The following is a 22,153-nucleotide window of genomic DNA, read 5'->3' as shown; positions in this document are numbered from 1 at the left end:
TTGAGTGCACCGCGAGAAGCAATCAGAGAAAGAGAAATTCCGCCAGCGCCGCGGCGGCGGCGGGGCTTTCGCTGCCGACAGCCTGTCGCACTTCGATGGCTGGCAACGGCTGTTCGAGTGCAATCCGCCTGATGCCGGTCATTCGTCCAAGATCACGGGCGAGCGGGCCGAAGGCGGCAAAGCAGCCGGCGCCTTCGCGCAATATGGTCATGATGTCGAACAGATTGTCGGTCTCCAGCACCGGATCCCCCAACCTTATGCCACTGCGCAGCAGCGCCTCGTCGATGATCCGCCGCAGGCTGTTGCGCGGTTCCATGGCGAGCGTCGGGATTGCGGCAAGCTCAGTCGTGGCCACACTGTCGCGGCGGGCGAGGGGGTGATCGACGCCCGCGTAAAGGTTGATCTGTTCCGACCAGCCATAGCGGGAGGGGGGCTCGTCCGTTTCGCCCAGGGCATAGAAATAGGCTATGTCGGCCTTGCCTCGCCGCAGCGACCAGGCGGCTTCGTCCGCCAGGTGGATCGTCAGGTCGAGCGTGATCGCTATGTCGTCATTCGCCGCCTCGAAAGCGGCAAGCGCATCCTGGAAATGGCCGAAAACCGGGGCTGGGGCCGCCAGGACGATGTTTTGCCTTGAAGGAGGGGATTCGGCCAGCGGCGCGGCAGGCGAGGGCGATGTCATGTCGTTGGCCTGGTCGACCTGCCAGTTTTCCGGCTGGTCCTGCGACAGCAGCGTCATGGCTTCCGCTGTTTTTCGGCCGGCCGGCGTCAGGTGGGGATTGCCGGCAAGATCGTCGAACAGGCGATAGCCGAGGCGCAGTTCCAGCGAGGCCAGATCGCGGGCGACATCGTCGGCCGAAACGCCAAGATCACGGGCGCAGCGCAAGAGGCTGCCCGATGCCACCATCTGCGCGAATATATCCAACTGGCGCAGGGAAGGCGTGGCCATGAGCCCCTGATAGTGCAAATATCGTGCGGGGTTAAGGCGGATATTGGGTGAATATCTCTTTGCCATATTGACGAGGGCCGCCCAAAGATGGCAGGGCGCTCAGCCTGACGGGCGGGTATAGCTCAATGGTAGAGCACTAGCCTTCCAAGCTTGTGATGCGGGTTCGATCCCCGCTACCCGCTCCATTCCCGTCATAGAGGCTCCGTCCACGACATGGGCGACATCGTCAATCTTCGACAGGCGCGCAAGGCGAAGGCTCGGGCGGATCGGGAACGGCAGGCGCATGGCAATCGCGTGAAGTTCGGCCGCACGAAGGCGGAACGCCAGATTGAGGCAGCGGAAGAAGAACGCAAGAAGCGCTTGATCGATGGCGCGCGCCGCGATGGCAGGGATGATGATACCAAATAAAGCTTCACTATTCCTGAGTGATTGGCACGAAGATGGAATGCAAAATCTTCGGCAAGAAGATGAACAGCTGTTAATTTTTCTGCTCGATCGATCATTCTGTCCGTGATTTGGCTCGACTGATCCGGAATAGGCTGCAGCCGTTGCGTTTAAACCCGCAGCTCACGGGTTTAACGTTCGCTATGACTGGACATATTCGCTCACTTCGCCCCGCCAGGGCCGCGATTGCCGCTGTTCTGGCTATCAGTTCGCCTACGCTGTTCGCGCAGACGGTCATTCCGCCTGCGCAACCGGTGATCGTCGATCCTCCGGTCGCACAGACGCCGCCGGCAGCTTCGCCTGCTCCGGTTTTCGCGCCTTCCCAACCGGTGGTCCAATCGACGCCTTCGGTCGAGCAGCGGTTGGACGCGGCTATTACAGCGTCGCAAGCGGAGGAGGCGCAGGCCGTTCCTGCCGCAGCCCCGGTGAAGCGCAACGCGCCCACGCCCGCTGCCCGCACGATAGCCCGCACCGAGCCCGTTGCGGCCCCACAACGTTCCGAGCCCCTGACACAGCGTGAAGCGCCGTCCCCTGCACCCTCTGCCCCTGCGTCATCTGCGCCATTAGCTGAGGCGGTCGCGCCGGCTGCACCCGCTGCGCCGGAAAGGCAGGCACCGCCCGCATCGTCGGAGGCCCGGAGCGATCCCGCATTGCTTTGGGCGTTGGGCGGCGGCTCCTTGCTGATGATCGGCCTTGCCGGTGCTGCGCTGATGCGCAGACGCGCGCATCGTCAGGAAGTGGAGCATTGGGAGGGCGAGATTATCCAGCCCGAACCTGTGCAGGCTGCCCAGCGACCTGTTCCGGCCATGCCCTTGATGACGCCGTCCCCTGCGGTCGCATCGGTGCCAAGCGAGGAGGAAAGCACCTTGGAGGCGATGGTGGCTGCACCGCCCAGCGCGGAAAACCCGTTCCGCACCCATGCCAAGCGCAGGACCAGAGCAAAATTCCTGCTGGCGCAGCGGCAGAAGCAGGTTCAAACGCCCATGGTCGCGGAAAGCGTGGCTCCAACCGAATCGCCCCGGCTCGCGCCAACGGCCACGCAGACGGTGTATCGCTTTGGTTCCGACCGTCGACGCGAGGGTGTCTTCAAGCCGCGGACAAGCTGAGTCGGATTGGATTCCTTGAGGAAAGGGGATGCCGGTCCCGATCGGCATCCCCTTTGTCATGCAATAGTTCCGCCGATCCAGTTGCGCTGGATCGTTCGGCCTGATACCGGCCCGCCGGTAATTGCATGGCCGCCCAGGCCCGCCTCAAGGAAAGTTGCCCATGTCCGACAAGATCAACCGCATCGTTCTTGCCTTCTCAGGTGGGCTGGATACCAGCGTGATCCTGAAATGGCTGCAACAGACCTACCAGTGCGAGGTCGTGACTTTCACTGCCGATCTGGGGCAGGGCGAGGAACTGGAACCGGCACGTGCGAAGGCACGGCTGATGGGTGTCAAGGAAGAGCACATCTTCATCGACGACCTGCGCGAAGAATTCGTGAAGGATTATGTGTTCCCGATGATGCGCTCCAACGCGCTCTATGAAGGGCTCTATCTGCTCGGCACATCCATCGCCCGCCCGCTGATCGCCAAGCGGCAGATCGAGATCGCGAAGCTGATTGGCGCGGATGCGGTGTCGCACGGTGCGACGGGCAAGGGCAATGATCAGGTGCGCTTCGAGCTTGGCTATTACGGCCTTGCCCCCGACATCAAGGTGATCGCCCCCTGGCGGGAATGGGATTTGACCAGCCGCACCAGGCTGATCGAATTCGCCGAAAAGCACCAGATCCCGATCCCGCGCGACAAGCGCGGCGAAAGCCCCTTTTCGACGGATGCGAACATGCTGCACACCTCTTCGGAGGGGAAGGTGCTGGAAGATCCGTGGGAGGAAACCCCGGACTATGTCTATTCGCGCACCGTCAATCCGGAGGATGCGCCTGACGCGCCGGAATATATCACCATCGATTTCGAGCGTGGCGACGGCGTGGCGATCAACGGCGTGGGCATGAGCCCGGCGACGCTGCTGGAAACACTCAACGAATATGGCCGCAAGCATGGCATCGGCCGGCTCGATTTGGTTGAGAACCGCTTCGTCGGCATGAAGTCGCGCGGCATGTATGAAACGCCGGGCGGCACCATCTATCATCTGGCGCACCGGGGCATCGAGCAGCTGACGCTCGATCGCGGCGCGGCGCATCTGAAGGATGAACTGGCGCCGCGCTACGCCGAGCTCATCTATAACGGCTTCTGGTTCTCGCCGGAGCGCGAAATGCTGCAGGCGGCGATCGACCACAGCCAGGAGAAGGTGACCGGCACGGTTCGCCTGAAGCTCTACAAGGGTGGGGTTTATGTCGTTGGCCGCAAGTCGCCTTATTCGCTGTACAGCGAGAAGGTCGTGACCTTCGAGGATGATGCGGGCGCCTATGACCAGCGCGACGCGGCGGGTTTCATCAAGCTGAACGCGCTTCGCCTGCGCCTGTTGGGCCGTCGCGACCGCTGACCGCCTTCCGTCCCCGGCGTCGCTATTGTTGGTGCGCCGGGGAAAGGAAGACAGGCATGGTTCGCGATACAAATTGCGACATTTATCGGGCCTGATGACAAAGTTGCGGGACAAAACTCCCCGATAAGCGTCTTCAAGGACGGCGGAGCGCCGTTCGTGACAGATGCTTTGAAGGAAGACTCGAATGATCCGCAAATTCATGACTACGGTGGCGCTGGGTTCGCTGTTCGTTGGCGGGCTGGCGGCCAGCCATCTCGCCTTCGCCCAGGAAGGACCGCCCCGCGCCGGCGGCCCTCGCGGCGGTGGCATGCTGATGATGGCCGATGCCGACAAGGACGGCACTGTCACCAAGGCGGAACTGACGGCCGCGCTGGATGCCCGCTTCGCCAGGCTGGACGTCAACAAGGACGGCAAGATTGATCAGGCGGATCGCGATATCCTACGCCAGCAGCGGCTCGATGCGCGCTTTGCGGCTCTGGATACCGACAGGAACGGTCAGATCAGCAAGGCGGAATTCGTCGCTGGGCATGAAGGCCGGCAGGACCGTATCGGCGGCCATGGCGGCCATGGCGGCCCGGATCGTGGTGGCTGGGGTCATCGCGGCCCCGGCATGCGCGGCGGCCCGGACGGTGGAATGGCGAAAGACGGCGTGATCACCAGGGCGGATTTCATGGCGCGCCCCCTCGCCATGTTCGACAAGGCCGACACCAACCATGACGGCAAGGTGACCGCAGAAGAGATGAAGGCTGCGCGGCAGGCGTTCCGCGATGGTTGGAAAGACCGCAAGGGGCCGCCCCCGCCGCCCGCCGATTAAGGGCTGGGTCGAAGGCGTCGATGGCGCCTTCGGCCTTCCCACCTGCTTCCAGCCATGACAAGAACCGGACCATGAGCGAACGACCCCATTTGCTGCTCGTCGACGACGAGCGCTCGATCCGCGAGCCGCTGGCGCAATATCTTGTCCGCAACGGCTTTCGCGTGACGGCCGTCGAAAATGCGGCGGAAGCGCGGATGCGCCTTAAAGCCAATGCCATCGATCTGGTCATTCTGGACATCATGATGCCGGGCGAGGACGGGTTGTCGCTCTGTCGCCATATCCGGGAAACGAGCGAGATTCCGGTCATCCTTCTCACGGCGAAATCGGAAGAGACGGACCGCATCGTCGGGCTGGAAATGGGGGCCGACGATTATGTGCTGAAGCCCTTTTCCCCGCGTGAGCTGGTTGCCCGCATCAAGGTGATCTTTCGCCGCGTGGCGACCGGTGGGCAGCGCGTCACCGCGACCGATGGCGCCACCTATGCTTTCGCCAACTGGTTGCTCAAGACGCAGGAGCGCACGCTGGTCGACGGCGAGGGCGTGGCGCTGCCGCTGTCCACGGCGGAATATAATCTGATGCTGGCCTTCGCCACCCGGCCCAATCAGGTGCTGAGCCGCGACCAGTTGCTGGACATCACCCAGGGGCGGGAGGCCAATGCCTTCGACCGGGCGATCGACAACCAGATCAGCCGCCTGCGCAAGAAGATAGAGCCTGATCCCAGGAACCCGACCCTCATCAAGACGGTGTGGGGCGGCGGTTACACCCTGTCCGCGGACGTGCGCAAGCTGTGAGGCGGCTGCGCCTGTGGCCGCAGGGCGTCGTCGGCCAGATCATCATCCTTGTCGCGCTGGCGCTGTTCGTGGCGCAGGCGATCAATTTCACCCTGTTGCTGCGCGAACGTCAACGGATCGAGCTTACCGCGCAGACGGCTCCCGGCGTCTTTCGCATCGTCGACGCGCTCGACAGCCGGCCGGACCAGCGCGCCGGGGATGAGGCGGACCGGCGGGGACGGGTGCGCTTCCTGGACGCTGCCCCGCCGTTGCAGGGCCAGTCCCGACCGGACGTGGAGCGTCGCGCCAGGGCGATGTTCGACGATGTCGGGCTTTCGGTCCGCTCCATCCATGCGGCCGAACAGCCGCAGTTGCTGCCCCTGCGGCGCTGGGACAATTTCCGCATGCGCGCGGGCGGAGACAGGCATGGTCATGTGCATGTGACCCGCCTGGCCATGGCCGTCGAATATCAGCCGGGAAAATGGGCGCTGACGCAGACGCGCATCGGCGACCGGCCGCCGCGCTTTGGCGGCTGGCTGGTGGGGCAGACGCTGATCCTCTATGCGATCGTGCTGCTGCCGCTGCTGTGGGTTGGTCGCAGGCTGGCGCGGCCATTGAAGCAGTTGACCGCCTCGGCGGAACAATTCGCCCTTACCGGATCGGCCGATGCGGTGGAGGAGCGCGGCCCCGGCGACGTGCGGCAGCTCACCATGGCCTTCAATGCGATGCGCAGCCGCATCTTCGCGATGCTGAACGAGAAGGACCGGATGCTGGGCGCGATCGGCCATGACCTGCGCACGCCGCTGGCCTCGCTGCGCGTGCGCACCGAATCGGTGGAGGATGAGGGCGAGCGCGCCCGCATGTCCGAGACGATCGAGGAGATGAACCGGATGCTGGAGGATATCCTCTCCCTCGCCCGCGCCGGGCGCAGCAGCGAAGCCCGGCAGAAGGTGGACCTGTCGGCGCTGGCCGATGCCGTGGTCGAGGATTTTCTGGAGCTTGGTTCCCCGGTCGACCTGGCCGACAGTGCGCGCGCGGTGGCCAATGTCCGTCCCCAGCAGATTCGCCGCGCCCTGCGCAACCTGATCGAAAATGCCATCGTCTATGGCGAGCGGGCGCATGTTTCGGTCGAACGGGCGGACGGCGCGGTCCGGTTGATCGTGGCGGATGACGGGCCAGGTATAGCCGAGGAACGGATGGCGGAAATGATGGAGCCCTTCACCCGGCTGGAGGGCTCGCGCAACCGGGAAACGGGCGGGGCGGGCCTGGGGCTGGCGCTGGTGCGGGCGATCATGATCGAACATGGCGGCGCGCTGAAACTGGCCAACCGCGCGCAGGGCGGGTTGGAGGCAAGCCTGGTCCTGCCGGCCTGAAAATGGCTGTTTTCCGCCGAAGTTCACAGTGTATGCGCGCGCGTGCCTGCGCGCGCATAGGCGTGGTGGGCGGGATATGAACGTTTCAAAGAGGGGTGGGCGATAGGCCCGCCAGCGTGCAATAGGACAGGCAGAACTGGCATGTTCGGAGGAATAGGATCTTTTGTTGGGCTCCTGTTGCCCCTGGGTCACACAGGCTTTGGCGAGTGTCCTTGGCCGGGAGCGGCGGTGGCAGGTGGATCGGGATCCGGCACGTGCCTGTCGATTTCGCTATTGGGCAATGATATCGAAAGTCCCCGGGCCAATAGCGGGCCGATCACCGGATCAGGATGAAAATGAAACAGGGCTTCCGCAGAAAGAGCAGCGCTCTCGACAAGAGGGATTGTTGAGGTGGACACCGGCCGGCTGAAGATCAAGTTGCAGCTTCATTGCGGGAGCAGCTTTGCGATGGGGCCGGGCAAGGCGGCCCTGCTCGAGGCGATCAAACGGGAGGGCTCGATTTCCGGAGCCGGCCGGGCGCTTGGCATGAGCTACCGGCGTACATGGTTGCTGGTGGACGAGATGAACCGCTGTTTTGCGGAAAAGCTGGTCGAAACCTTGTCGGGCGGTGGACGCGAGCGCGGCGCGCGCGTCACGGAACATGGTCTGGCCGTGCTTGCCGCCTATCGCGCCCTGGTCGAGGAAGCCTCTGCGATAACCCGAAGCCCTGCCTATTCCGAACTGACGAAATTGTTGCTGGCAGCGCCGCGCAACGGCGAGGCCGAAGGCTCCCCCGACTGACCAGCCCCTGATCATCGCGATCCCCTTCTGTCGTGACTTGCAGTGCCAATCCATCATTATATACGGAGGAATATAGAGATTCGGGTGGCATTTCCAAAAAGGGGGCATTCATGCATTTATCCGCGCGTGCGCTGGCGTTCGGCCTGGGCGTTCTGACTATCGTCGCACCGGCTTGGGCCGAGGTTCCCGGAGCGCCGGATGCAGCGCCGGGTGCAGGGGCCGAAAGCGCAGAATCGGGTGGCCTGCCGCAGATCATGGTCACTGCCCGGCGGCGCGTGGAAGACAGCCAGTCCGTGCCCGCGGCGATTTCCGTTGTTGACGGCAAGCTGCTCGATCAATCCTATACGGTGAACACCGGGCAACTGAGCCTGCTTGTCCCGTCGCTCAATTACAGTTCGGCAAACCCGCGCAATACCGCCTTCACGATCCGGGGGCTCGGCAGCAGCGTCGTGGCGGTCAGCCAGGCGAATGACGGGCTGGAGCCCGGCGTCGGCTTTTACGTCGATCAGGTCTATCACGCACGGCCCGCCACTGCCGCTTTCGACTTCACCGACATCGACCGGATCGAGGTGCTTCGCGGCCCGCAGGGCACGCTGTTCGGCAAGAACAGCACGGCAGGAGCGATCAGCATCACGACCAAACTGCCGACCTTCACGCCCGAAGCGCAGGAGGAATTATCCTATGGCAGCAATGATTTCCTGCAGGCCAAGGCATCGGCGTCGGGGCCGATCACCGATAGCCTCGCCTTCCGCCTGTCGGGCCAGTCGACCCGCCGCGATGGCGTCATCCACAATGTCATGACCGGGCGCGACCAGAACAGCATGGGCAACCAGGCCGTTCGCGGCCAGCTTTTCTACAAGCCTTCCGAAGATTTCCAACTGCGCCTGATTGCCGATTTCACCAATTTCGAAAGCGCATGCTGCACGCAGGTCTATGTCCGGGTTGCGCCGACGCTGAAGGCGGCCGCCCGCCGATATGCCGCGCTGGCGGCGAATGTGCCGGGCGGACCCTATGCGCCGCCCAGCCTCAACCCTTATGACCGGCTGACCGACATTGATGCCGCCCTGGGCGTCAAGACGAATGAGGGCGGCGTTTCGGCCATCCTGGACTGGAAGCTGGGCCTGGGCACGCTGACATCGGTCAGTGCATGGCGGTTCTGGAACTGGGACGCGGCGAACGATCGCGACTATACCGGCATCCCGATCCAGCTCGTCCAGCACATCCCCTCCCGCCAGGACCAATATAGTCAGGAGTTGCGGCTGGCCTCCAATGGGGAGGGGCCGTTCAGCTATGTCGCCGGCCTCTATTTCCTCCGCCAGAAGATCACGGGCCGTCCCATTTCCATCTATGGTCCGCGCGCGGCTTATTGGTTGCTGTTCGCGGATTCGAACCTGCTTGACGGTTATGGCACGGACGGGCGCACCGATTTCCGCTCCGACAGCTATGCAGCCTTTGGCGAGGTGAACTGGCGGCCGACGGATCGGCTGACGCTGACGGGCGGGCTTCGCTATACCTATGAGGAGAAGGAGGGCGCCTATGACAGCTTCACCTTCGGCGGTCCCGCCAATGTGACGGCGGCCCAGCGCGCGAGCCAATTGTCCATATTGCGCGGGCAGAGCTATGCCGCCAGCGACAGGGACGGCGATGTCACGGGCCGCGCCAACATCGCCTATCAGTTGAGCGAGGATGTGCTTGGCTATGCCAGCTATGCCAGCTATGCGCGGGGCGGGAAATCGGGCGGGATCAACATGTCGGGCCTGCCGCTGAACAACAACAACCAGCCCGCGCTGAACACCGCCGTCATCAAGCCGGAGAAGAACAGCGCTTATGAGATTGGCCTCAAGATGAGCCTGTTCAGCCGACGGCTGATCGCCAATATCGACGCCTATTATATGAGCGTGCGGGATTTCCAGACGAACGTCACGGATACCGGCGCGGCTGCGGCCTTGCGCACCTATCTCGCCAATATTCCCAAGGTCAGGGTGAAGGGCGTCGAAGCGGATATGATCGCGCTCGTCACGAAGGACCTGCAATTGCGCGCATCGGGGGCCTATGCGGACGGAAAATATATTTCCTATCCGAGCGGCCCCTGTCCGATCGAGGCGATCGGAACCGGAACGTCCGCCTGCGACCTGAGCGGCAGGGGCCTGTCGGGCCTGCCCAAATGGTCCGTGACATTGGGGGCTGATTATAGCCGGTCGGTGGATCTGTTCGGCAGGAAGGGCGCGTTCTTCCTTCATGTGGATTCCAGTTCACGAACCCGCGTCTTCGGCGATCCCACGGCGTCGGCCTACACCGTCATCAAGGGCTATACGGTTGTGAATGGCAGTGTCGGTCTGCGCGCAGGGAACGGATTTGAAATCGCGTTGTTCGCGCGCAACCTGTTCGACAAGGACTATATGCAGAACCTGACCATCCAGGCGGGCAATTCAGGGCTGATCGTGGGAACGCCCAGCGACCCGCGCACGATCGGCCTGACCCTGCGGATGCGGCAATGATGCCTTCGATATGAAGGTCGTGGGTGTCATCGCGTCCAAGCCTGCCCTGGCACCCTGGGCGCACTGAGCCGGACAGTCCGGTTCAATGCTTGCCGGGCTTGTTCGATGTCCCCGGCGCCGTCGGGTTGATCAACTGCGCCCCTGCGGGCAGGCTGGTGCCGCCCATGTCGAGCTTTTGCGCCTCGGTCCGGGCCAGGGTCTTCGGGTTGTCGCGCTCCTTGATGGCTGCCTTCGTCTCTGCGTCGAGCTGCGAGTCCGCGTCGCCGTCGTTCGCGCCGGGGCTCCAACCCAGGATGATCGACATGCGGCGGTTGCGCGGGTCGTAGACATCGCCCTTGGCGAAGGGTTCGCGGTCGGCGACGCCCTCTATCCGGGCGAAGCGGTCATTGCCGATGCCGCTCGCCGCCAGCGCCTTGCGCGTTGCTTCGGCGCGGGCGGAAGAGAGCATCCAGTTGTTCATCGTCTGGCCGGCGCTGTAGGGCAGGCCGTCGGTATGCCCGCGCACGATCAGCGGATTGGGCATGGTCCTGATCGTCGCCGCGACCTCGTTCACCAGTTCGCGCGCCTGCGGCAGCAGACGGTCCGTGCCCATGGCGAACATCGCGAAGTCCGCCTCGTCGATCAGGTCGATGCGCAGTCCTTCCCGCGTTTCGGTGAAGCGGATGTTCTTCAGCAGTTTCCGGATGGCCTGGCGGCGGGCCATGCGCGCCTCCAGTTCCTTCTTGATCGATTCGAACCGGGCCCGGTCGGCGGCCTTGGTGGCCTTGCCGCCCTGGTCCTTGGTGCCCGACGCGTCGCGCGGCATGGTGATGGCCATATTGCCCTGACCGCCGGTGGTCGGGTAATTTTCCTTGCCCATCATGCTGTCGCCGCCGAACATGCCGTTCGCGCCTGCGGAATTCTCCTTGAGCTGCACCAGGGTCGGCGTGAAATAGTCGGCCAGGCCCTTGCGCTGCTTTTCCGTGGTCGCGCCCAGCAGCCACATCAGCAGGAAGAAGGCCATCATCGCCGTCACGAAGTCGGCATAGGCGACCTTCCACGCGCCGCCATGATGGCCGCCATGGCCGTCGACGATGATCTTCTTGACGATGATCGGCCGTGGTTCGGGCTCGTTCGCGCCGCGCTTCTTCTCGGCCATGGCTTATTTGCCCCGCATGCCGTCGAACACTTCGGCAAAGGCCGGCTGGTTCGCGTGGGTCAGGCTGGAACGGGCGGCCTCGATCACCAGCGGCTGCGGGTGGCCGTGCAGCGAAGCGACGATGATCTGCTTGACGACATGGTACATGGAACCGTCGGCCTCGATCACGGCGCGGCAGCGATTGGCGAAGGGGTTGACCATGCCATAGGCAAGCAGAACGCCCAGGAAGGTGCCGACCAGTGCCGAACCGATCATGCCGCCCAGGATCGCCGGGGGCTGGTCGATGGAACCCATGGTCTTCACCACGCCCAGCACCGCCGCGACGATGCCGAGGGCAGGCAGCGCGTCGGCCAGTCCCTGAAGATTGTCGGCGGGACGCAGCGCTTCGTGGTGATGGGTCTTGAGCGCATTGTCCATGACCTCCTCGACCGCGTGCGGATCGAGCGTGCCGGAGGAGACGACCACCAGCCGCAACGTATCGCTGATCAGGTGGATGAGCGTCTTGTCACCCATCAGGCGTGGATATTCGGAGAAGATGGTGGAGCTTGCCGGATCCTCGATATGCGGTTCCAGCGCCACCGGGCCTTCGACGCGGAGCGTCTTCATCAGCTTGGAGACGAGGAAGATGCAGTCCAGGAAATCCTGCTTCTTGTATTTCGGGCCCTTGAAGACCTTGCCCAGGCCGCCGCCCAGCGCCTTCAGGTCGCTGCCCGAATTGCCGATGATGAGCGCGCCGACGGCCGCGCCCCCGATGATGATCATTTCATGCGGCAGGGCGTGCAGAACCGGGCCGATGTCGCCGCCTGTAAAGATGAAGCCGCCAAATACCATGGCGAGCAGCACGACCAGGCCGATGATTGCGAACATGATTATCCCCGAATTCCGCCCGAAGGCACCGTCTTGACCGAGCATCGCATGAAAGACGCTCTCGATTGGTTAATACGGCTTGGCGATGCCGAGATTTAGGGCGCCGGTCGAAAAATCGATCACGATGATTTCGAAGTAGAAGGGGCGCCCGTTCAAGAGCTTGGCCGCGAGATTGCTCTGCGCGCCTGGAGAGCGCCGGGTCAAACCGGACGCAGGACGCGCGCTCCGGGTTTTGCATCGTTCCAGGCGGGAAACCGGTTCCCGCCTTTCGGTACGATATCTTATTTGAGCAGGTCGAACAGATTCTGCTGATTGATCCGGGCAAAGGCGGACTGCGCTGCCTCAAGCTGGAGCAGCTTGGCCGAGACCGAGGAGATCACATCCTGAAGATCGGTCGATTCCAGCCCGGAACGCCGTTCCTTGAGGTCGAGGTCGACATTGGTGAGACGCGTGCCGATCACGTCCAGCCGGTCGCTGCGCACGCCCTGCTTGGTCTGTTCCAGGACGACGTGGTTCTGGGCCGCCTTGATCGCGTCGAGCCCGGCCGCGACGTCGCTGTCGGTGCCGCTTTGCAGGGCGGTTATGCTCTGGTCCAATATGGCGTCGAGCGTCATCGGCGTGCCGTTGACGTCGATCCCCTCCGACACTTCCTGCCGGGTGCCGACCACGGCGAGATTGAGGCCGCGGCTGACCGGGACCAGCACGCTCTGTCCGTCGTCGAAGGCGGGGACACCGCTGTAATCCTTCTGGTTGAGCAGCGAATCGATGGTGGAGCGGATCGTCGTCATTTCCTGGACGATGGCCGTCTTGTCGGTGGCGTTGAGCGATCCGTTGCGGGCGCGGGTCATCAGTTCCTGCGCGCGCGTCAGCAGGGAGTTCATCTCGCCCAGATTGGCCTCGGCCGTGTTGGCGCGGGCCGTGCCGGTGCTGATGTTGGACTGCCAGGCGGCCTGTTGCGCCTGCTGCCGGCCGATGTCCGACACCTGCACCCAGGCGAGCGCGTTGTTCGACGGCTTGTTCAGCGTCACGCCGGTCGAGATCGCGGTCTGGCCATCGACGATGTCCTGCGACAATTTCTGCTGACGGCGAATCTCGGCCAGAAGGATCTTGTTGGTGATGCCGACCATGGTCCCGTTGCTCCCGTTCAGATGATCTGCAGAATGGCGTCGACAGTTTCCTTCGCAACCTGAAGGATCTTGGCGCTGCCCGAATAGGCCTGCTGGATGCGCAGCAGTTCGGCCGCCTCCATGTCCAGGTCGACGCCGCTGACCGCCTCGCGCGCGGCCACGGCCTGGTCGCTGCGGTTTTGCGCCGTGGTCTGTTCCGCCTTGGTGGAGGAAAGGAGGTTGGCGTGCGTCGCGATCAGGTTGGTCCAGCCTTGCTCGACACTGCCATTGCCGCGCAGCACGGTCGATACGGTCAGCAGATTGCCGTTGGGAGTGCCGTCCGTCGCCTTGGTGGCAAGCTGCGCGGGATCGCTGATGAGGGCGGTCACGGTCGCGGCCGTCGTTCCGGACAGCAGCGGCCCGCCGGCGGTTCCCGCATCGGTGCGGCCCTGCGCATGCCAGTTGTTCATGTTCGTGACGAACTGCTGCGCCAGCGTATCGAGACTGGTGCGGCGCTGCGAGACCGTGTCGGCGGCCGAGAACAGCCCGCCCAGCGTGCCGCTTGTCGGCGCGGCGAGAGCGGTGCCGCCGCTGGTGGCAAGCGAAAGCGTGCCGTTGGCGTTGGCGGTGAGGGCCAGCGGGGTGGCGCTGCTGCCCTGCACCAGCGTCTGTCCGTTCAGGATCACCTGCGCCTGGTCATGCGTGCCGAAGCTGATGTCGACATTGAGATTGGTGGACAGGGTGCCCAATGCCGCGTCGCGGCTGTCGAGCAGCTGCGCATAGGCCGATGTGCCCGGCTGCGCGCGCAGCAGGCTGTTGTTGATGTCGGCGAGGGCAGAGAGCGCCTGGTTGACCGTCGTCACCGAGGACTGCGCCTCGGTCGCGATGCCGTTCGACACCTGGCTCAGGTCGGCCGAAGTCTGGTTGAAGGCCTGGGCGACGCGCCCGATGCTGTCCAGCGTCGTCACGCGCAGGGAATTGTCGCTTGGGCTCGCGGCCAGCTTGTCCATATTCTGGAACATGCCGGTCATGAGCTGGCCGACGCCGGTTTCCGTGTCGTTGAGCGCCGTTTCCGAATCGGTCAGCCAGCGCATCCGCGCGACCGCGCTGCCCAATTGCATGTTGGTGTAGCGCACGGTCGCGTCGAGATAGGGATCGGTCGCGCGGTTGACGCTCTTGACCTCCGTACCGCCGAAATTGGCGCGGGAGATGTAGACAGCCATGGTCGCGGTCGAGGAGCCGGACTCGATTGTCGTCACCGACCGGCGGGAATAGCCTTCGGTGCTGGCATTGGCGATATTTTCCGAAATTGCCGCCATGGCGCTGCGATAGGCCTTGGTGCCCGACGCGCCGATGATGAAGAGGTCGCTCATTCGCCCTTGCCCATATTGGTGGCGGGTGCGGCGGCGGGTGCAGGGGCGCCGACCTTGGCGCCGAACTGGCGCATCAGCATCTCGGCTATGCCCAGCGTGCCCCGGCTCGCCATGCTGTCGGCGGTGCGGGCGTCGGCCATGTCGCGGAACTGATCGGTGGCGCTGGAATCGCTGATGCCCTCGGCCAGGCTGGCCGAGCGCATCGCGCCCATCATCTGGCGCAGGAAGATCGCCTCGAACTGCTGCGCCGCCTTTTCCAGCGCAGCCTTGTTCTGCGTCCCGCCCGGCTGGCCCGTCGCCGTTGAAGTCCCGTCTATCCGCATCACAACACCACCAGTTCAGCCTTCAGCGCCCCGGCCTGTTTCAAGGCTTCCAGGATCGCAACCATGTCCGCGGGGGAGGCGCCGATGGCGTTCACCGCTTTCACTATATCGGCCAAAGAGGCTCCACCTTTAAAATTGATCATCGGTTTCTTTTCCTGATCGATCGAAATCGAACTGGATTGCTCGACCGCCGTCTGCCCTTGCGAGAAGGGTGCGGGCTGGACCACGCGGGGCGATTCGTTGACGCTGACGGTGATCTTGCCATGCGCGATCGCGGCGGGATGGATCTTCACCGCGCCGTTGATGACGACCGTGCCGGTGCGGGCGTTGACGATCACCTTCGCCGGGGCGTCGGCGGGCGAAACCTCGATATTCTCGATCATGCCCATCATCATGATGCGGTCTGAAGCGCCCGGCGCGGCGTCGATCGTGACCGACACGGCGTCCATGGCTTTGGCGCGATGGTCGCCATAGGTCCGATTGATGCCGTCCGCGACCCGAAGGGCGGTGGTGAGGTCGGCTTCGGACAGGTTGAAGGTGAGGGTGGGTGCGGTGTCGAAGCCGGTCGCGACCGCGCGTTCCACCGTCGCGCCGCCCGGAATGCGGCCGGCGGACGGAATGTTGACCGACACCTGGCTGCCGTCCGCGCCGGAAACGCCGAGGCCGCCGACGGCGAGGTTGCCCTGCGCCATGCCGTAAATCTCATTATCCGCGCCGTGCAGGGGCGTCATGATCAGCGTGCCGCCGCGCAGCGACTTGGCCTTGCCCAGCGCGGAGACGGTGACGTCCAGCCGCTGGCCGGGCTTGGCGAAGGCGGGCAGGTCGGCGGTGACCAGCACGGCCGCCGCGTTCTTGAGTGCGGGGTTGATCCCCTGCGGCAAGGTGAGGCCGAAGCGCGAGACCACGCCCTTCATGCCCTGGGTCGCGTAGTCCAGGCTGTCGTCGCCCGTGCCGGCAAGGCCGACGACGATGCCGTAGCCGGTGAGCTGGTTGGGACGCACCCCCTGGAAGGTGCCCAGATCCTTGATCCGCTCGGCATGGGCCGGAACGGTGAAGAGGGCCATGAGGGGCAGCAGGAAGCGAAACAGCAGGCGGGTCATGGCGCGCATGTCCATCAGAAGGGGCTGATCATGGAGAAGAAGCGCTGCAACCAGCCCTGGCGGCTGGCGCGGGCGATTTCCCCCTTGCCGGTGTAGATGATCTTGGCATCGGCCACGCGGGTCGAGGCAATGCGGTTGTCGGGGCCGATGTCGGCCTGGCGGACGAGGCCGCTGATCTGGATGAATTCGTCGCCGCGATTGAGCGTCAGCGCCTTTTCGCCCTTCACCAGCATCGTGCCGTTGGGGTAGGTCGCCGCGATCGTCACGGTGATCTCCCCATTCAGGGCATTGGACTGGGTCGCGGCGCCCTTGCCGGTGAAGCTGTTGCTGCCGCTGGAGCCGATGTCGCTGGCGGAGAATATCTTGGAGAGCGGCCCGGTGCTGGGCGGCGTCAGCGCGATGCTGCCGTCGCGGCTGGTGTCGGCGCTGTTGCTCTTGGTCGCCTGCGTCCTTTCGACCAGGACGATCGTGATGATGTCGCCCACGCTGGTCGCCCGCGCCCCGCTGGTGAGCGGGGTATAGCCCATCGACGCCTGGAAGATCGAGCCGTTGGCGGGCGGAGCGGCCGGGGCGGCAACCACCGTGGGGGCATAAAATTGCCGTTCGGCGTCGCGCTTCTTGCCGGCCATGGCCGGGGAGGCGGAAAGGGCCGTCGCCAAGAGGAGGAAAATGGCCGTTCTGCGCATCGCTATGCTCACAGCTGCTGGTTGACGTACTGGAGCATTTCGTCCGTCGCCTTGATCATCTTGGAATTGACCTCATAGGCGCGCTGCGTCTCGATCATGTCGACCAGTTCCTCGACCACATTGACGTTCGAGGTTTCGAGATAGCCGGAGCGGACGACGCCGCGCCCGTCCAGCCCGGCGACGCCGACCTGCGGCGTGCCGCTGGCGGCGCTTTCCTTGAGCAGGTTGCCGCCAACCGCCGTGAGCCCGCCCGGATTCATGAAGCTCGCCAGTTCGATCTGGCCGAGCTGGGTCGGTTCGGTCTGCCCCTGAAGCGTGGCGGAGACGGTGCCGTCATTGCCGATGGTGACGCTGGTGGCGCCTTCGGGAACCGTGATCTGCGGGATCAGCGGCAGCCCTTCGCTGGTGACGACGACGCCTTCGGCCGTGGTCGTGAAATTGCCGGCGCGGGTATAGGCGATCGAGCCGTCGGGCTGCTGCACCTGGAAATAGCCCGAACCCTCTATCGCCATGTCCAGCGTGTTGCCGGTCTGGTTGAGCGTGCCCTGGCTGTTGATCTTGGCCGTGCCCTGCATCGCCACGCCGGAGCCGAGGTTGAGGCCGGTGGCGAACTTGTTCTGGCTGTCGCTGTTCGCGCCCGCCGCCACGATCTGCTGATAGGCCAGCGTCTCGAAATCGGCGCGGTCGCGCTTGAAGCCGGTGGTGTTGACGTTCGCCAGGTTGTTGGCGATCACGCGCATCTTCGTGTTCTGCGCGTCTAGGCCGGTGCGGGCGACATGAAGGGCGGCGTTGGTCATCGTCTATCTCCGTGAGGCAGGCTCATCGCATCATGAAAAGCAAGAGCCGTGCCAGATCAGTCATCAGTCCAGCCGCATCAGCGATGCGCCGCCGTCGTCGAGCTGCTTGGCGGTGTCGATCATCTTGACCTGGGTTTCCCAGGCGCGGCTCGCCTCGATCATCTGGACGAGGGCGGACGTGGCGTTGACGTTCGATCCTTCCAGCGATCCGCCGGTCACGCTGCCGAGCGGATCGTCGGGAAGGGCGCCGCCATTGACTTCGCGAAACAGGCCGTCCGTGCCCTTGGCTATGCTGGAGCCGACGGGACTCACCAGCTTCAGCTTGTCGACCTGTTGGGGATTGGCGGGATCGCCGCCCTGGGGAACGCCCCAGATGCTGCCATCCTTGGCGATGGAAACGCTGTCCATCTGCGGCAGGGTGATCGGGCCGCCATCGCCCAGCACGGGCATGCCGTCGCCGGTGGTGAGCAGGCCGCTGTCACTGACCTTCAGGTCGCCACGGCGCGTATAGGCTTCGCTGCCGTCCGCGGCCTGAACGGCGAGCATCGCATCGCCGTTCATGGCCACGTCCAGCGGATTGCCCGTTTCCGTGACCGCGCCTTGCGCCATGTCGGCGGCGATCACCTGTTCGGATGCCTGTGCCCGCGTGTCGAAGGTATCGCCCTTGATCCAGCGTGTTTCGGCATTCGCGATTTCCGCGCGGAAGCCGGTGGTGTTGACGTTCGCCAGATTGTTGGAGATCGCCGCCTGCCGCGCCATCGCGCCGCGCATCGCGGTGAGTGCCGTGTTGACGAGCCTGTCCATGGGGGATTCCTTGATCGGTGGGCTTTTTCAAAAGATGCTCAGCCTGGCGAGGCGAACTGTCAGCTCCGCATGTTCACGATGGTGGTCGAGAGCGTATTGGCCGCCTCGATCGCCTTCGAGTTCGCCTGGAAGTTGCGCTGGGCCGAGATCAGGTTGACCAGTTCTTCGGTGATGTCGACGTTCGACCGTTCCAGCGCGCCCGAACGAACCGAGCCGAACAGGCCGCTATTGCCGGTTCCCAGCATCGGCGTGCCGCTGGCGTTGGTGGCGGTCCAGTGGGCGTCGCCGCTCTGGCGCAGGCCTTCCTGGCTGTTGAAGGCGGCGATCGCGGTCGCGCCCAGATAGACGGTCGATCCGTCGGCATAGACGCCGGTGATCTTGCCTTCTTCGGTCACGCCCACGCTGGTGAGCTGGTTGCCGGTGCCGCCGTCGGGCCAGTTGGTCGGAATCTTGAGGTCGGTCAGCGAGGCCGGGGTCAAGGTGCCCGTGACCGTCGGAGCGCCGGTGGTGGGGTCGAGCGGGATCACCTGAAGACGCGCGCCGGTGGTGTCGACCACATAGCGATCCTCCTGGACCGAGAAGGCGCCGTTGCGGGTGTAGCCCACCTGATTGTCGGCGCTGCGCTTCACCGTGAAGAAGCCCTCGCCGGTGATGGCAAGGTCCAGCGTCTTGTCGGTGGTCTCGATCGTGCCCTGGGTGAATTGCTGGTCGATCCCCTGTGAGCGCACGCCCTGACCCGCGACCTGCGTCGTGGTCTGCATCGGCGCGGCGGCGAAGATGTCGCCGAACACGGCCTTGCTCTTCTTGAAGGCGGTCGAATTGACGTTGGCGACATTGTTCGCGGTGGTCGCAAGGTCGGTCTGGGCGGCCTTCAGGCCGGAAAGCGAGATGTAGAAGGACATGGCGTTGCTCCTTGGGTGAAAGGAATTTGGGGGTGAAAGGAATTTGGAAGGTGAAAGGAAACTGCTGCGGATCAGGCGAGGGAGATGGCGTCGGCCGGCGAGTAGGTGCCGAGCGGCGTGATGAGTTTGGATGCACTGCCGTCGGCGGGTGACTGCACGGCGGCGATGGTGGCCCAGCTCGCGACGCGGCTGGGGGAAGCGCCGTTGACCCTGATCTTCAGCGCATCGGTGGCGATGGTGTTGCCGGCTTCATCCTTGCCGTTCCAAAAGAAGTTGACGTCGCCCTTGGCCTGGTTGCCCAGATCGATCGTCTTCACGACATTGCCGTTGCCGTCGATCAGGTCGACCGAAGCGCCGCTGGTGGCGTCCGCGAAGCTGACCTGGCCCATATATTGGCCGGCGGCATCGGGGGCGGCGATGTTGCTGTTGACCAGCATCGACTTGCCGATCCAGCTTGCTGCATCGCCCAGGCGCGATCCGGTGAGCTGAGAGGCCAGGCCCTTCAGCGTCTGGTTCATTTCCGCAATGCCGCTGCTGTTGGTGATGGTCGCCATCTGGGCCACCATCTGCGCGTTGTCGACGGGTTCGAACGGGTCCTGCGTCTGCATCTGCGCGGTCAGCAGGCGCAGGAAGTCCGCCTGCCCCATTTCCGACTTTCCCGTCCCGACATTGGCATAGGGATTGTAGATCGAAAGACCCGCGCTATCCGTGGCGGTGGTGGTCGTCATTTGCCGATCCTTATGGTTTCGAGCATCAGGGACTTGGCGGTGTTCAGCACCTGCACATTGTTCTGGTACATGCGGGCGGTCTCGATCATGTCGACCAGTTCCGCGCTGCTATCCACGGCGGCCTCCCAGACATCGCCATTCTTGTCCGCCAGGGGATGGTTGGGATCGTGGCGCTTGGTGGGCTGGGCATTGGTGGTGACGACATTCTGCACCTTGACGGTGGAGACGCCGGGGCTGTCGGTGACCGACTGGAACACCGGCTTGATCGCGCGATAGGCCTCTGCGGCGCTGCCGGTGACGTTGCCGGCATTGGCCATGTTGGATGCCGTGGCGTTCAACCGCACGAGCTGCGCGCTCATGGCGCGGCCGGCGATGTCGAAGACGTTGAGGGGACCTGAACCGCTCATGCTCATTCTCCCTTGAGCGCACGGGTGATGGTGTTGATGCGGCCCTCCAGGAAGGAGAGGGTCGTGCGATATTTGACGGCGTTTTCCGCGAACAGCGTCTGTTCGGTGCTGAGTTCGACCGTATTGCCGTCAAGGCTGGGTTGCAGCGGAACGCGATAGCCCATGGTGTCGTCGACAGCGCGCGACACGTCGGCGGCTGACTTGCCCTGTTGCGTGGTGGCTTCCTTGAGGGCGGATTCGAAGTCGATGTCGCGCGCCTTGTATCCGGGCGTCGAAGCATTCGCGATATTGGACGCGAGCAGGGACAGGCGCTGCGAGCGAAGCGCCAGCGCCTTTCCATGGATCCCGAACAAACCGTCTTCCAGCGACATTTTCGTCTTTCCGTTTTTTCGCCCCACAGGGCCTAAAACATTCGTCTCCCCCGCCGTTCTGAGGCCTGATGGCGTGAACCACGGGTGATCCAGCCTGATATTCGCAAGAGCCGTGCCAATTTGCGTGGGTGACGCATCGGCATGACGGCCAATGGCGGAAATCCGCGGGATTGGGTGGTGATGGCGGCAAGGGCGGCAAAATTTTGCCGACGGGTGGCAGCGCTTTGCCGCCGGTCGGCCGGGCGTGAGCGGGGACGGAAAATGATCGGGATCATGGCGCATTTGTTCGACCCCTTGACCATGCTGGCCATGGTTGCAGGTGTCGGGCTGCTGGCGCTGTTCCAGAATGGCGTGCACGGGCTGGGGCGGGCCTTTGCCGCACTTGTACCGCTGTTGCGCGCCGATCCGGCACGGGACCGGGATAGCGCGCGGGCGGCCATGCTGAAGATCGATCAGGTCGCGCAACTGCGCGGCCTTGCCTGCACCGACCGGGTGAAGACCGCCAATCCCTATCTGACCGAAGCCGCGCGCCGGCTCGCCAATTGCGAGAAGACCGAGCAATTCGAACTCTGGGCCGCGCAGTCGCTGGCCGACCGGGCTCAGCGCCACGGTGCCGCCTGCAAGGTCTGGCTTTCCATCGCCGATGCCGCGCCCGCGCTGGGCATGGCGGGAACGATCATCGGCCTGGTCGGCATGTTCGCAGCGATGGACGATCCTGCCGCGCTGGGGCCTTCCATGGCGCTGGCGCTCCTCACCACCTTCTATGGCGTGGTCATTGCGAATGTCGTCGCCGCGCCGATCGCGATGCGGCTGGCCGACCTGTCGGAGCGGGAACTGGCCTGGCAAAAGGAGGTCACTGACCGCATGGCCGCCATCGCGCGGCGCGAAAATGTGCCGACGCGTCGCGCTTCGATCCGCGAGGTGGCATGAATATCTCCGCCCTTGCCGGGGCACGGCGCGGCCGGTGGGCGATCAGCTTCGCCGATCTGCTGCTGTTGCTGCTCGGTTTCTTCGTCATGCTTCAGGCGAGCGGCCAGCGGCGCGACGCCATGCTGGCGCAGGTGCGGCAGCAATTTGGCGGCCAGGCGAGCAGCCCCATGGAAATCCGCGCGGCCGAATTGTTCCTGCCCGGTGAAGCCTTGCTGACGGAACAGGGGCGCGCGCGGCTGAAGATTGTGGTGGATCGCTATGCCCGCGGCCATGAGCGGCTGGAAGTGAGCAGCCATGGCACGGATGCGGCGCGTCAGCGGTTCGACGGCTGGGATCTGTCGGCGGCGCGGCTGGGTGCGGTGGCGCGGGCGCTGAAGGCGGGGGGAATCGCGGGCGACCGGCTGGTGCTGCGCGGGCTTGACCAGCTGGATGGCGCGGACGGCAAGGGGCAGATGATCCTGATCACGCCCGATGTCCGCCATGATCGCTGAGGCCCGCTCCGGGAGTATCGG

General features: G+C 64.3%; 24 protein-coding genes and 1 tRNA gene. 11 read left to right on the top strand and 14 right to left on the bottom strand.

What is annotated here, in order from left to right; genetic code table 11:
- Positions 1-22: 22 nt before the first annotated feature.
- Positions 23-946, bottom strand: a complete 924-nt coding sequence (locus ACN9MX_RS08530; RefSeq protein WP_363739982.1) for a LysR family transcriptional regulator — start codon at positions 944-946, stop codon at positions 23-25.
- A gap of 111 nt (positions 947-1,057) precedes the next feature.
- Here ACN9MX_RS08530 and ACN9MX_RS08525 point away from each other — a divergent pair.
- From ACN9MX_RS08525 to ACN9MX_RS08485, 9 genes are all read left to right on the top strand, one after another.
- Positions 1,058-1,131 (top strand) — tRNA-Gly (locus ACN9MX_RS08525).
- Positions 1,132-1,159: 28 nt separating this feature from the next.
- Complete coding sequence (locus ACN9MX_RS08520; RefSeq protein WP_426386672.1) at positions 1,160-1,354, top strand: DUF4169 family protein; 195 nt, start codon at positions 1,160-1,162, stop codon at positions 1,352-1,354.
- 179 nt (positions 1,355-1,533) lie between these two features.
- Complete coding sequence (locus ACN9MX_RS08515) at positions 1,534-2,496, top strand: hypothetical protein (protein ID WP_426386671.1); 963 nt, start codon at positions 1,534-1,536, stop codon at positions 2,494-2,496.
- 160 nt (positions 2,497-2,656) lie between these two features.
- Positions 2,657-3,874: an argininosuccinate synthase gene (locus tag ACN9MX_RS08510; protein WP_363739976.1), complete on the top strand. Its 1,218-nt coding sequence runs from the start codon at positions 2,657-2,659 to the stop codon at positions 3,872-3,874.
- A 184-nt stretch (positions 3,875-4,058) separates the two neighbouring features.
- Positions 4,059-4,688, top strand: a complete 630-nt coding sequence (locus ACN9MX_RS08505; protein ID WP_426386670.1) for an EF-hand domain-containing protein — start codon at positions 4,059-4,061, stop codon at positions 4,686-4,688.
- 71 nt (positions 4,689-4,759) lie between these two features.
- Positions 4,760-5,479, top strand: a complete 720-nt coding sequence (locus tag ACN9MX_RS08500; RefSeq protein ID WP_133653850.1) for a response regulator — start codon at positions 4,760-4,762, stop codon at positions 5,477-5,479.
- The gene (locus ACN9MX_RS08495; RefSeq protein ID WP_363752964.1) at positions 5,476-6,831 is read left to right on the top strand and encodes an ATP-binding protein; all 1,356 of its coding nucleotides are present in this window, start codon (positions 5,476-5,478) and stop codon (positions 6,829-6,831) included. The genes ACN9MX_RS08500 and ACN9MX_RS08495 overlap by 4 nt, the downstream gene beginning before the upstream one ends.
- Before the next feature lie 390 nt (positions 6,832-7,221).
- Complete coding sequence (locus tag ACN9MX_RS08490) at positions 7,222-7,611, top strand: winged helix-turn-helix domain-containing protein (RefSeq protein ID WP_363739970.1); 390 nt, start codon at positions 7,222-7,224, stop codon at positions 7,609-7,611.
- Between the two features lie 110 nt (positions 7,612-7,721).
- Complete coding sequence (locus ACN9MX_RS08485; protein ID WP_426386669.1) at positions 7,722-10,109, top strand: TonB-dependent receptor; 2,388 nt, start codon at positions 7,722-7,724, stop codon at positions 10,107-10,109.
- 82 nt (positions 10,110-10,191) lie between these two features.
- On the opposite strand, the gene ACN9MX_RS08480 is transcribed toward ACN9MX_RS08485, so the two are convergent.
- From ACN9MX_RS08480 to flgB, 13 genes are all read right to left on the bottom strand, one after another.
- Entirely contained in the window at positions 10,192-11,247 is a 1,056-nt protein-coding gene (locus tag ACN9MX_RS08480) for a flagellar motor protein MotB (RefSeq protein WP_426386668.1), read from the bottom strand.
- Between the two features lie 3 nt (positions 11,248-11,250).
- Positions 11,251-12,114 (bottom strand): flagellar motor stator protein MotA, encoded by an 864-nt coding sequence (gene motA, locus ACN9MX_RS08475; RefSeq protein ID WP_007682571.1) that lies wholly within the window; start codon positions 12,112-12,114, stop codon positions 11,251-11,253.
- Positions 12,115-12,395: 281 nt separating this feature from the next.
- Positions 12,396-13,241, bottom strand: a complete 846-nt coding sequence (locus ACN9MX_RS08470; protein ID WP_363752973.1) for a flagellin — start codon at positions 13,239-13,241, stop codon at positions 12,396-12,398.
- A gap of 17 nt (positions 13,242-13,258) precedes the next feature.
- A complete protein-coding gene (gene flgK / locus ACN9MX_RS08465) occupies positions 13,259-14,593 on the bottom strand; it encodes a flagellar hook-associated protein FlgK (RefSeq protein ID WP_426386667.1) in 1,335 nt (444 codons plus the stop codon).
- The gene (locus ACN9MX_RS08460; protein WP_363739960.1) at positions 14,590-14,916 is read right to left on the bottom strand and encodes a rod-binding protein; all 327 of its coding nucleotides are present in this window, start codon (positions 14,914-14,916) and stop codon (positions 14,590-14,592) included. Before ACN9MX_RS08460 ends, flgK begins: the two co-directional genes overlap by 4 nt.
- Entirely contained in the window at positions 14,916-16,016 is a 1,101-nt protein-coding gene (locus ACN9MX_RS08455) for a flagellar basal body P-ring protein FlgI (RefSeq protein ID WP_426386666.1), read from the bottom strand. The genes ACN9MX_RS08460 and ACN9MX_RS08455 overlap by 1 nt, the downstream gene beginning before the upstream one ends.
- Before the next feature lie 14 nt (positions 16,017-16,030).
- Complete coding sequence (locus ACN9MX_RS08450) at positions 16,031-16,702, bottom strand: flagellar basal body L-ring protein FlgH (RefSeq protein ID WP_363739955.1); 672 nt, start codon at positions 16,700-16,702, stop codon at positions 16,031-16,033.
- A gap of 8 nt (positions 16,703-16,710) precedes the next feature.
- Entirely contained in the window at positions 16,711-17,499 is a 789-nt protein-coding gene (gene flgG / locus ACN9MX_RS08445; RefSeq protein ID WP_363739952.1) for a flagellar basal-body rod protein FlgG, read from the bottom strand.
- Positions 17,500-17,562: 63 nt separating this feature from the next.
- Positions 17,563-18,303, bottom strand: a complete 741-nt coding sequence (locus tag ACN9MX_RS08440; RefSeq protein WP_426386665.1) for a flagellar basal body rod protein FlgF — start codon at positions 18,301-18,303, stop codon at positions 17,563-17,565.
- Between the two features lie 59 nt (positions 18,304-18,362).
- Positions 18,363-19,205: a flagellar hook-basal body complex protein gene (locus ACN9MX_RS08435; protein WP_363739949.1), complete on the bottom strand. Its 843-nt coding sequence runs from the start codon at positions 19,203-19,205 to the stop codon at positions 18,363-18,365.
- A 71-nt stretch (positions 19,206-19,276) separates the two neighbouring features.
- Entirely contained in the window at positions 19,277-19,933 is a 657-nt protein-coding gene (locus ACN9MX_RS08430) for a flagellar hook assembly protein FlgD (protein ID WP_363739946.1), read from the bottom strand.
- On the bottom strand, positions 19,930-20,340 hold the full coding sequence (flgC, locus tag ACN9MX_RS08425; RefSeq protein WP_133653836.1) for a flagellar basal body rod protein FlgC: 411 nt from the start codon (positions 20,338-20,340) through the stop codon (positions 19,930-19,932). The genes ACN9MX_RS08430 and flgC overlap by 4 nt, the downstream gene beginning before the upstream one ends.
- A gap of 2 nt (positions 20,341-20,342) precedes the next feature.
- A complete protein-coding gene (gene flgB / locus ACN9MX_RS08420; protein ID WP_133653835.1) occupies positions 20,343-20,711 on the bottom strand; it encodes a flagellar basal body rod protein FlgB in 369 nt (122 codons plus the stop codon).
- Positions 20,712-20,972: 261 nt separating this feature from the next.
- Here flgB and ACN9MX_RS08415 point away from each other — a divergent pair, with 261 nt between their 5' ends.
- Both ACN9MX_RS08415 and ACN9MX_RS08410 read left to right on the top strand, forming a co-directional pair.
- On the top strand, positions 20,973-21,641 hold the full coding sequence (locus tag ACN9MX_RS08415) for a MotA/TolQ/ExbB proton channel family protein (RefSeq protein WP_363739941.1): 669 nt from the start codon (positions 20,973-20,975) through the stop codon (positions 21,639-21,641).
- On the top strand, positions 21,638-22,132 hold the full coding sequence (locus tag ACN9MX_RS08410; protein ID WP_426386664.1) for an OmpA/MotB family protein: 495 nt from the start codon (positions 21,638-21,640) through the stop codon (positions 22,130-22,132). Before ACN9MX_RS08415 ends, ACN9MX_RS08410 begins: the two co-directional genes overlap by 4 nt.
- The last annotated feature ends 21 nt before the right edge of the window (positions 22,133-22,153 follow it).

This window comes from Sphingobium sp. R-21 (genome assembly GCF_049913335.1).
Lineage (GTDB): Bacteria > Pseudomonadota > Alphaproteobacteria > Sphingomonadales > Sphingomonadaceae > Sphingobium.
This window is presented reverse-complemented; position numbering and strand designations above follow the sequence as displayed.

Coding starts and splice junctions, on each gene's coding strand:
- ACN9MX_RS08530 (WP_363739982.1), bottom strand. CDS start 946: ATGGCCACGCCTTCCCTGCGCCAGTTGGATATATTCGCGCAGATGGTG.
- ACN9MX_RS08520 (WP_426386672.1), top strand. CDS start 1,160: ATGGGCGACATCGTCAATCTTCGACAGGCGCGCAAGGCGAAGGCTCGG.
- ACN9MX_RS08515 (WP_426386671.1), top strand. CDS start 1,534: ATGACTGGACATATTCGCTCACTTCGCCCCGCCAGGGCCGCGATTGCC.
- ACN9MX_RS08510 (WP_363739976.1), top strand. CDS start 2,657: ATGTCCGACAAGATCAACCGCATCGTTCTTGCCTTCTCAGGTGGGCTG.
- ACN9MX_RS08505 (WP_426386670.1), top strand. CDS start 4,059: ATGATCCGCAAATTCATGACTACGGTGGCGCTGGGTTCGCTGTTCGTT.
- ACN9MX_RS08500 (WP_133653850.1), top strand. CDS start 4,760: ATGAGCGAACGACCCCATTTGCTGCTCGTCGACGACGAGCGCTCGATC.
- ACN9MX_RS08485 (WP_426386669.1), top strand. CDS start 7,722: ATGCATTTATCCGCGCGTGCGCTGGCGTTCGGCCTGGGCGTTCTGACT.
- ACN9MX_RS08480 (WP_426386668.1), bottom strand. CDS start 11,247: ATGGCCGAGAAGAAGCGCGGCGCGAACGAGCCCGAACCACGGCCGATC.
- motA (WP_007682571.1), bottom strand. CDS start 12,114: ATGTTCGCAATCATCGGCCTGGTCGTGCTGCTCGCCATGGTATTTGGC.
- ACN9MX_RS08470 (WP_363752973.1), bottom strand. CDS start 13,241: ATGGTCGGCATCACCAACAAGATCCTTCTGGCCGAGATTCGCCGTCAG.
- flgK (WP_426386667.1), bottom strand. CDS start 14,593: ATGAGCGACCTCTTCATCATCGGCGCGTCGGGCACCAAGGCCTATCGC.
- ACN9MX_RS08460 (WP_363739960.1), bottom strand. CDS start 14,916: ATGCGGATAGACGGGACTTCAACGGCGACGGGCCAGCCGGGCGGGACG.
- ACN9MX_RS08455 (WP_426386666.1), bottom strand. CDS start 16,016: ATGACCCGCCTGCTGTTTCGCTTCCTGCTGCCCCTCATGGCCCTCTTC.
- ACN9MX_RS08450 (WP_363739955.1), bottom strand. CDS start 16,702: ATGCGCAGAACGGCCATTTTCCTCCTCTTGGCGACGGCCCTTTCCGCC.
- flgG (WP_363739952.1), bottom strand. CDS start 17,499: ATGACCAACGCCGCCCTTCATGTCGCCCGCACCGGCCTAGACGCGCAG.
- ACN9MX_RS08440 (WP_426386665.1), bottom strand. CDS start 18,303: ATGGACAGGCTCGTCAACACGGCACTCACCGCGATGCGCGGCGCGATG.
- ACN9MX_RS08435 (WP_363739949.1), bottom strand. CDS start 19,205: ATGTCCTTCTACATCTCGCTTTCCGGCCTGAAGGCCGCCCAGACCGAC.
- ACN9MX_RS08430 (WP_363739946.1), bottom strand. CDS start 19,933: ATGACGACCACCACCGCCACGGATAGCGCGGGTCTTTCGATCTACAAT.
- flgC (WP_133653836.1), bottom strand. CDS start 20,340: ATGAGCGGTTCAGGTCCCCTCAACGTCTTCGACATCGCCGGCCGCGCC.
- flgB (WP_133653835.1), bottom strand. CDS start 20,711: ATGTCGCTGGAAGACGGTTTGTTCGGGATCCATGGAAAGGCGCTGGCG.
- ACN9MX_RS08415 (WP_363739941.1), top strand. CDS start 20,973: ATGATCGGGATCATGGCGCATTTGTTCGACCCCTTGACCATGCTGGCC.
- ACN9MX_RS08410 (WP_426386664.1), top strand. CDS start 21,638: ATGAATATCTCCGCCCTTGCCGGGGCACGGCGCGGCCGGTGGGCGATC.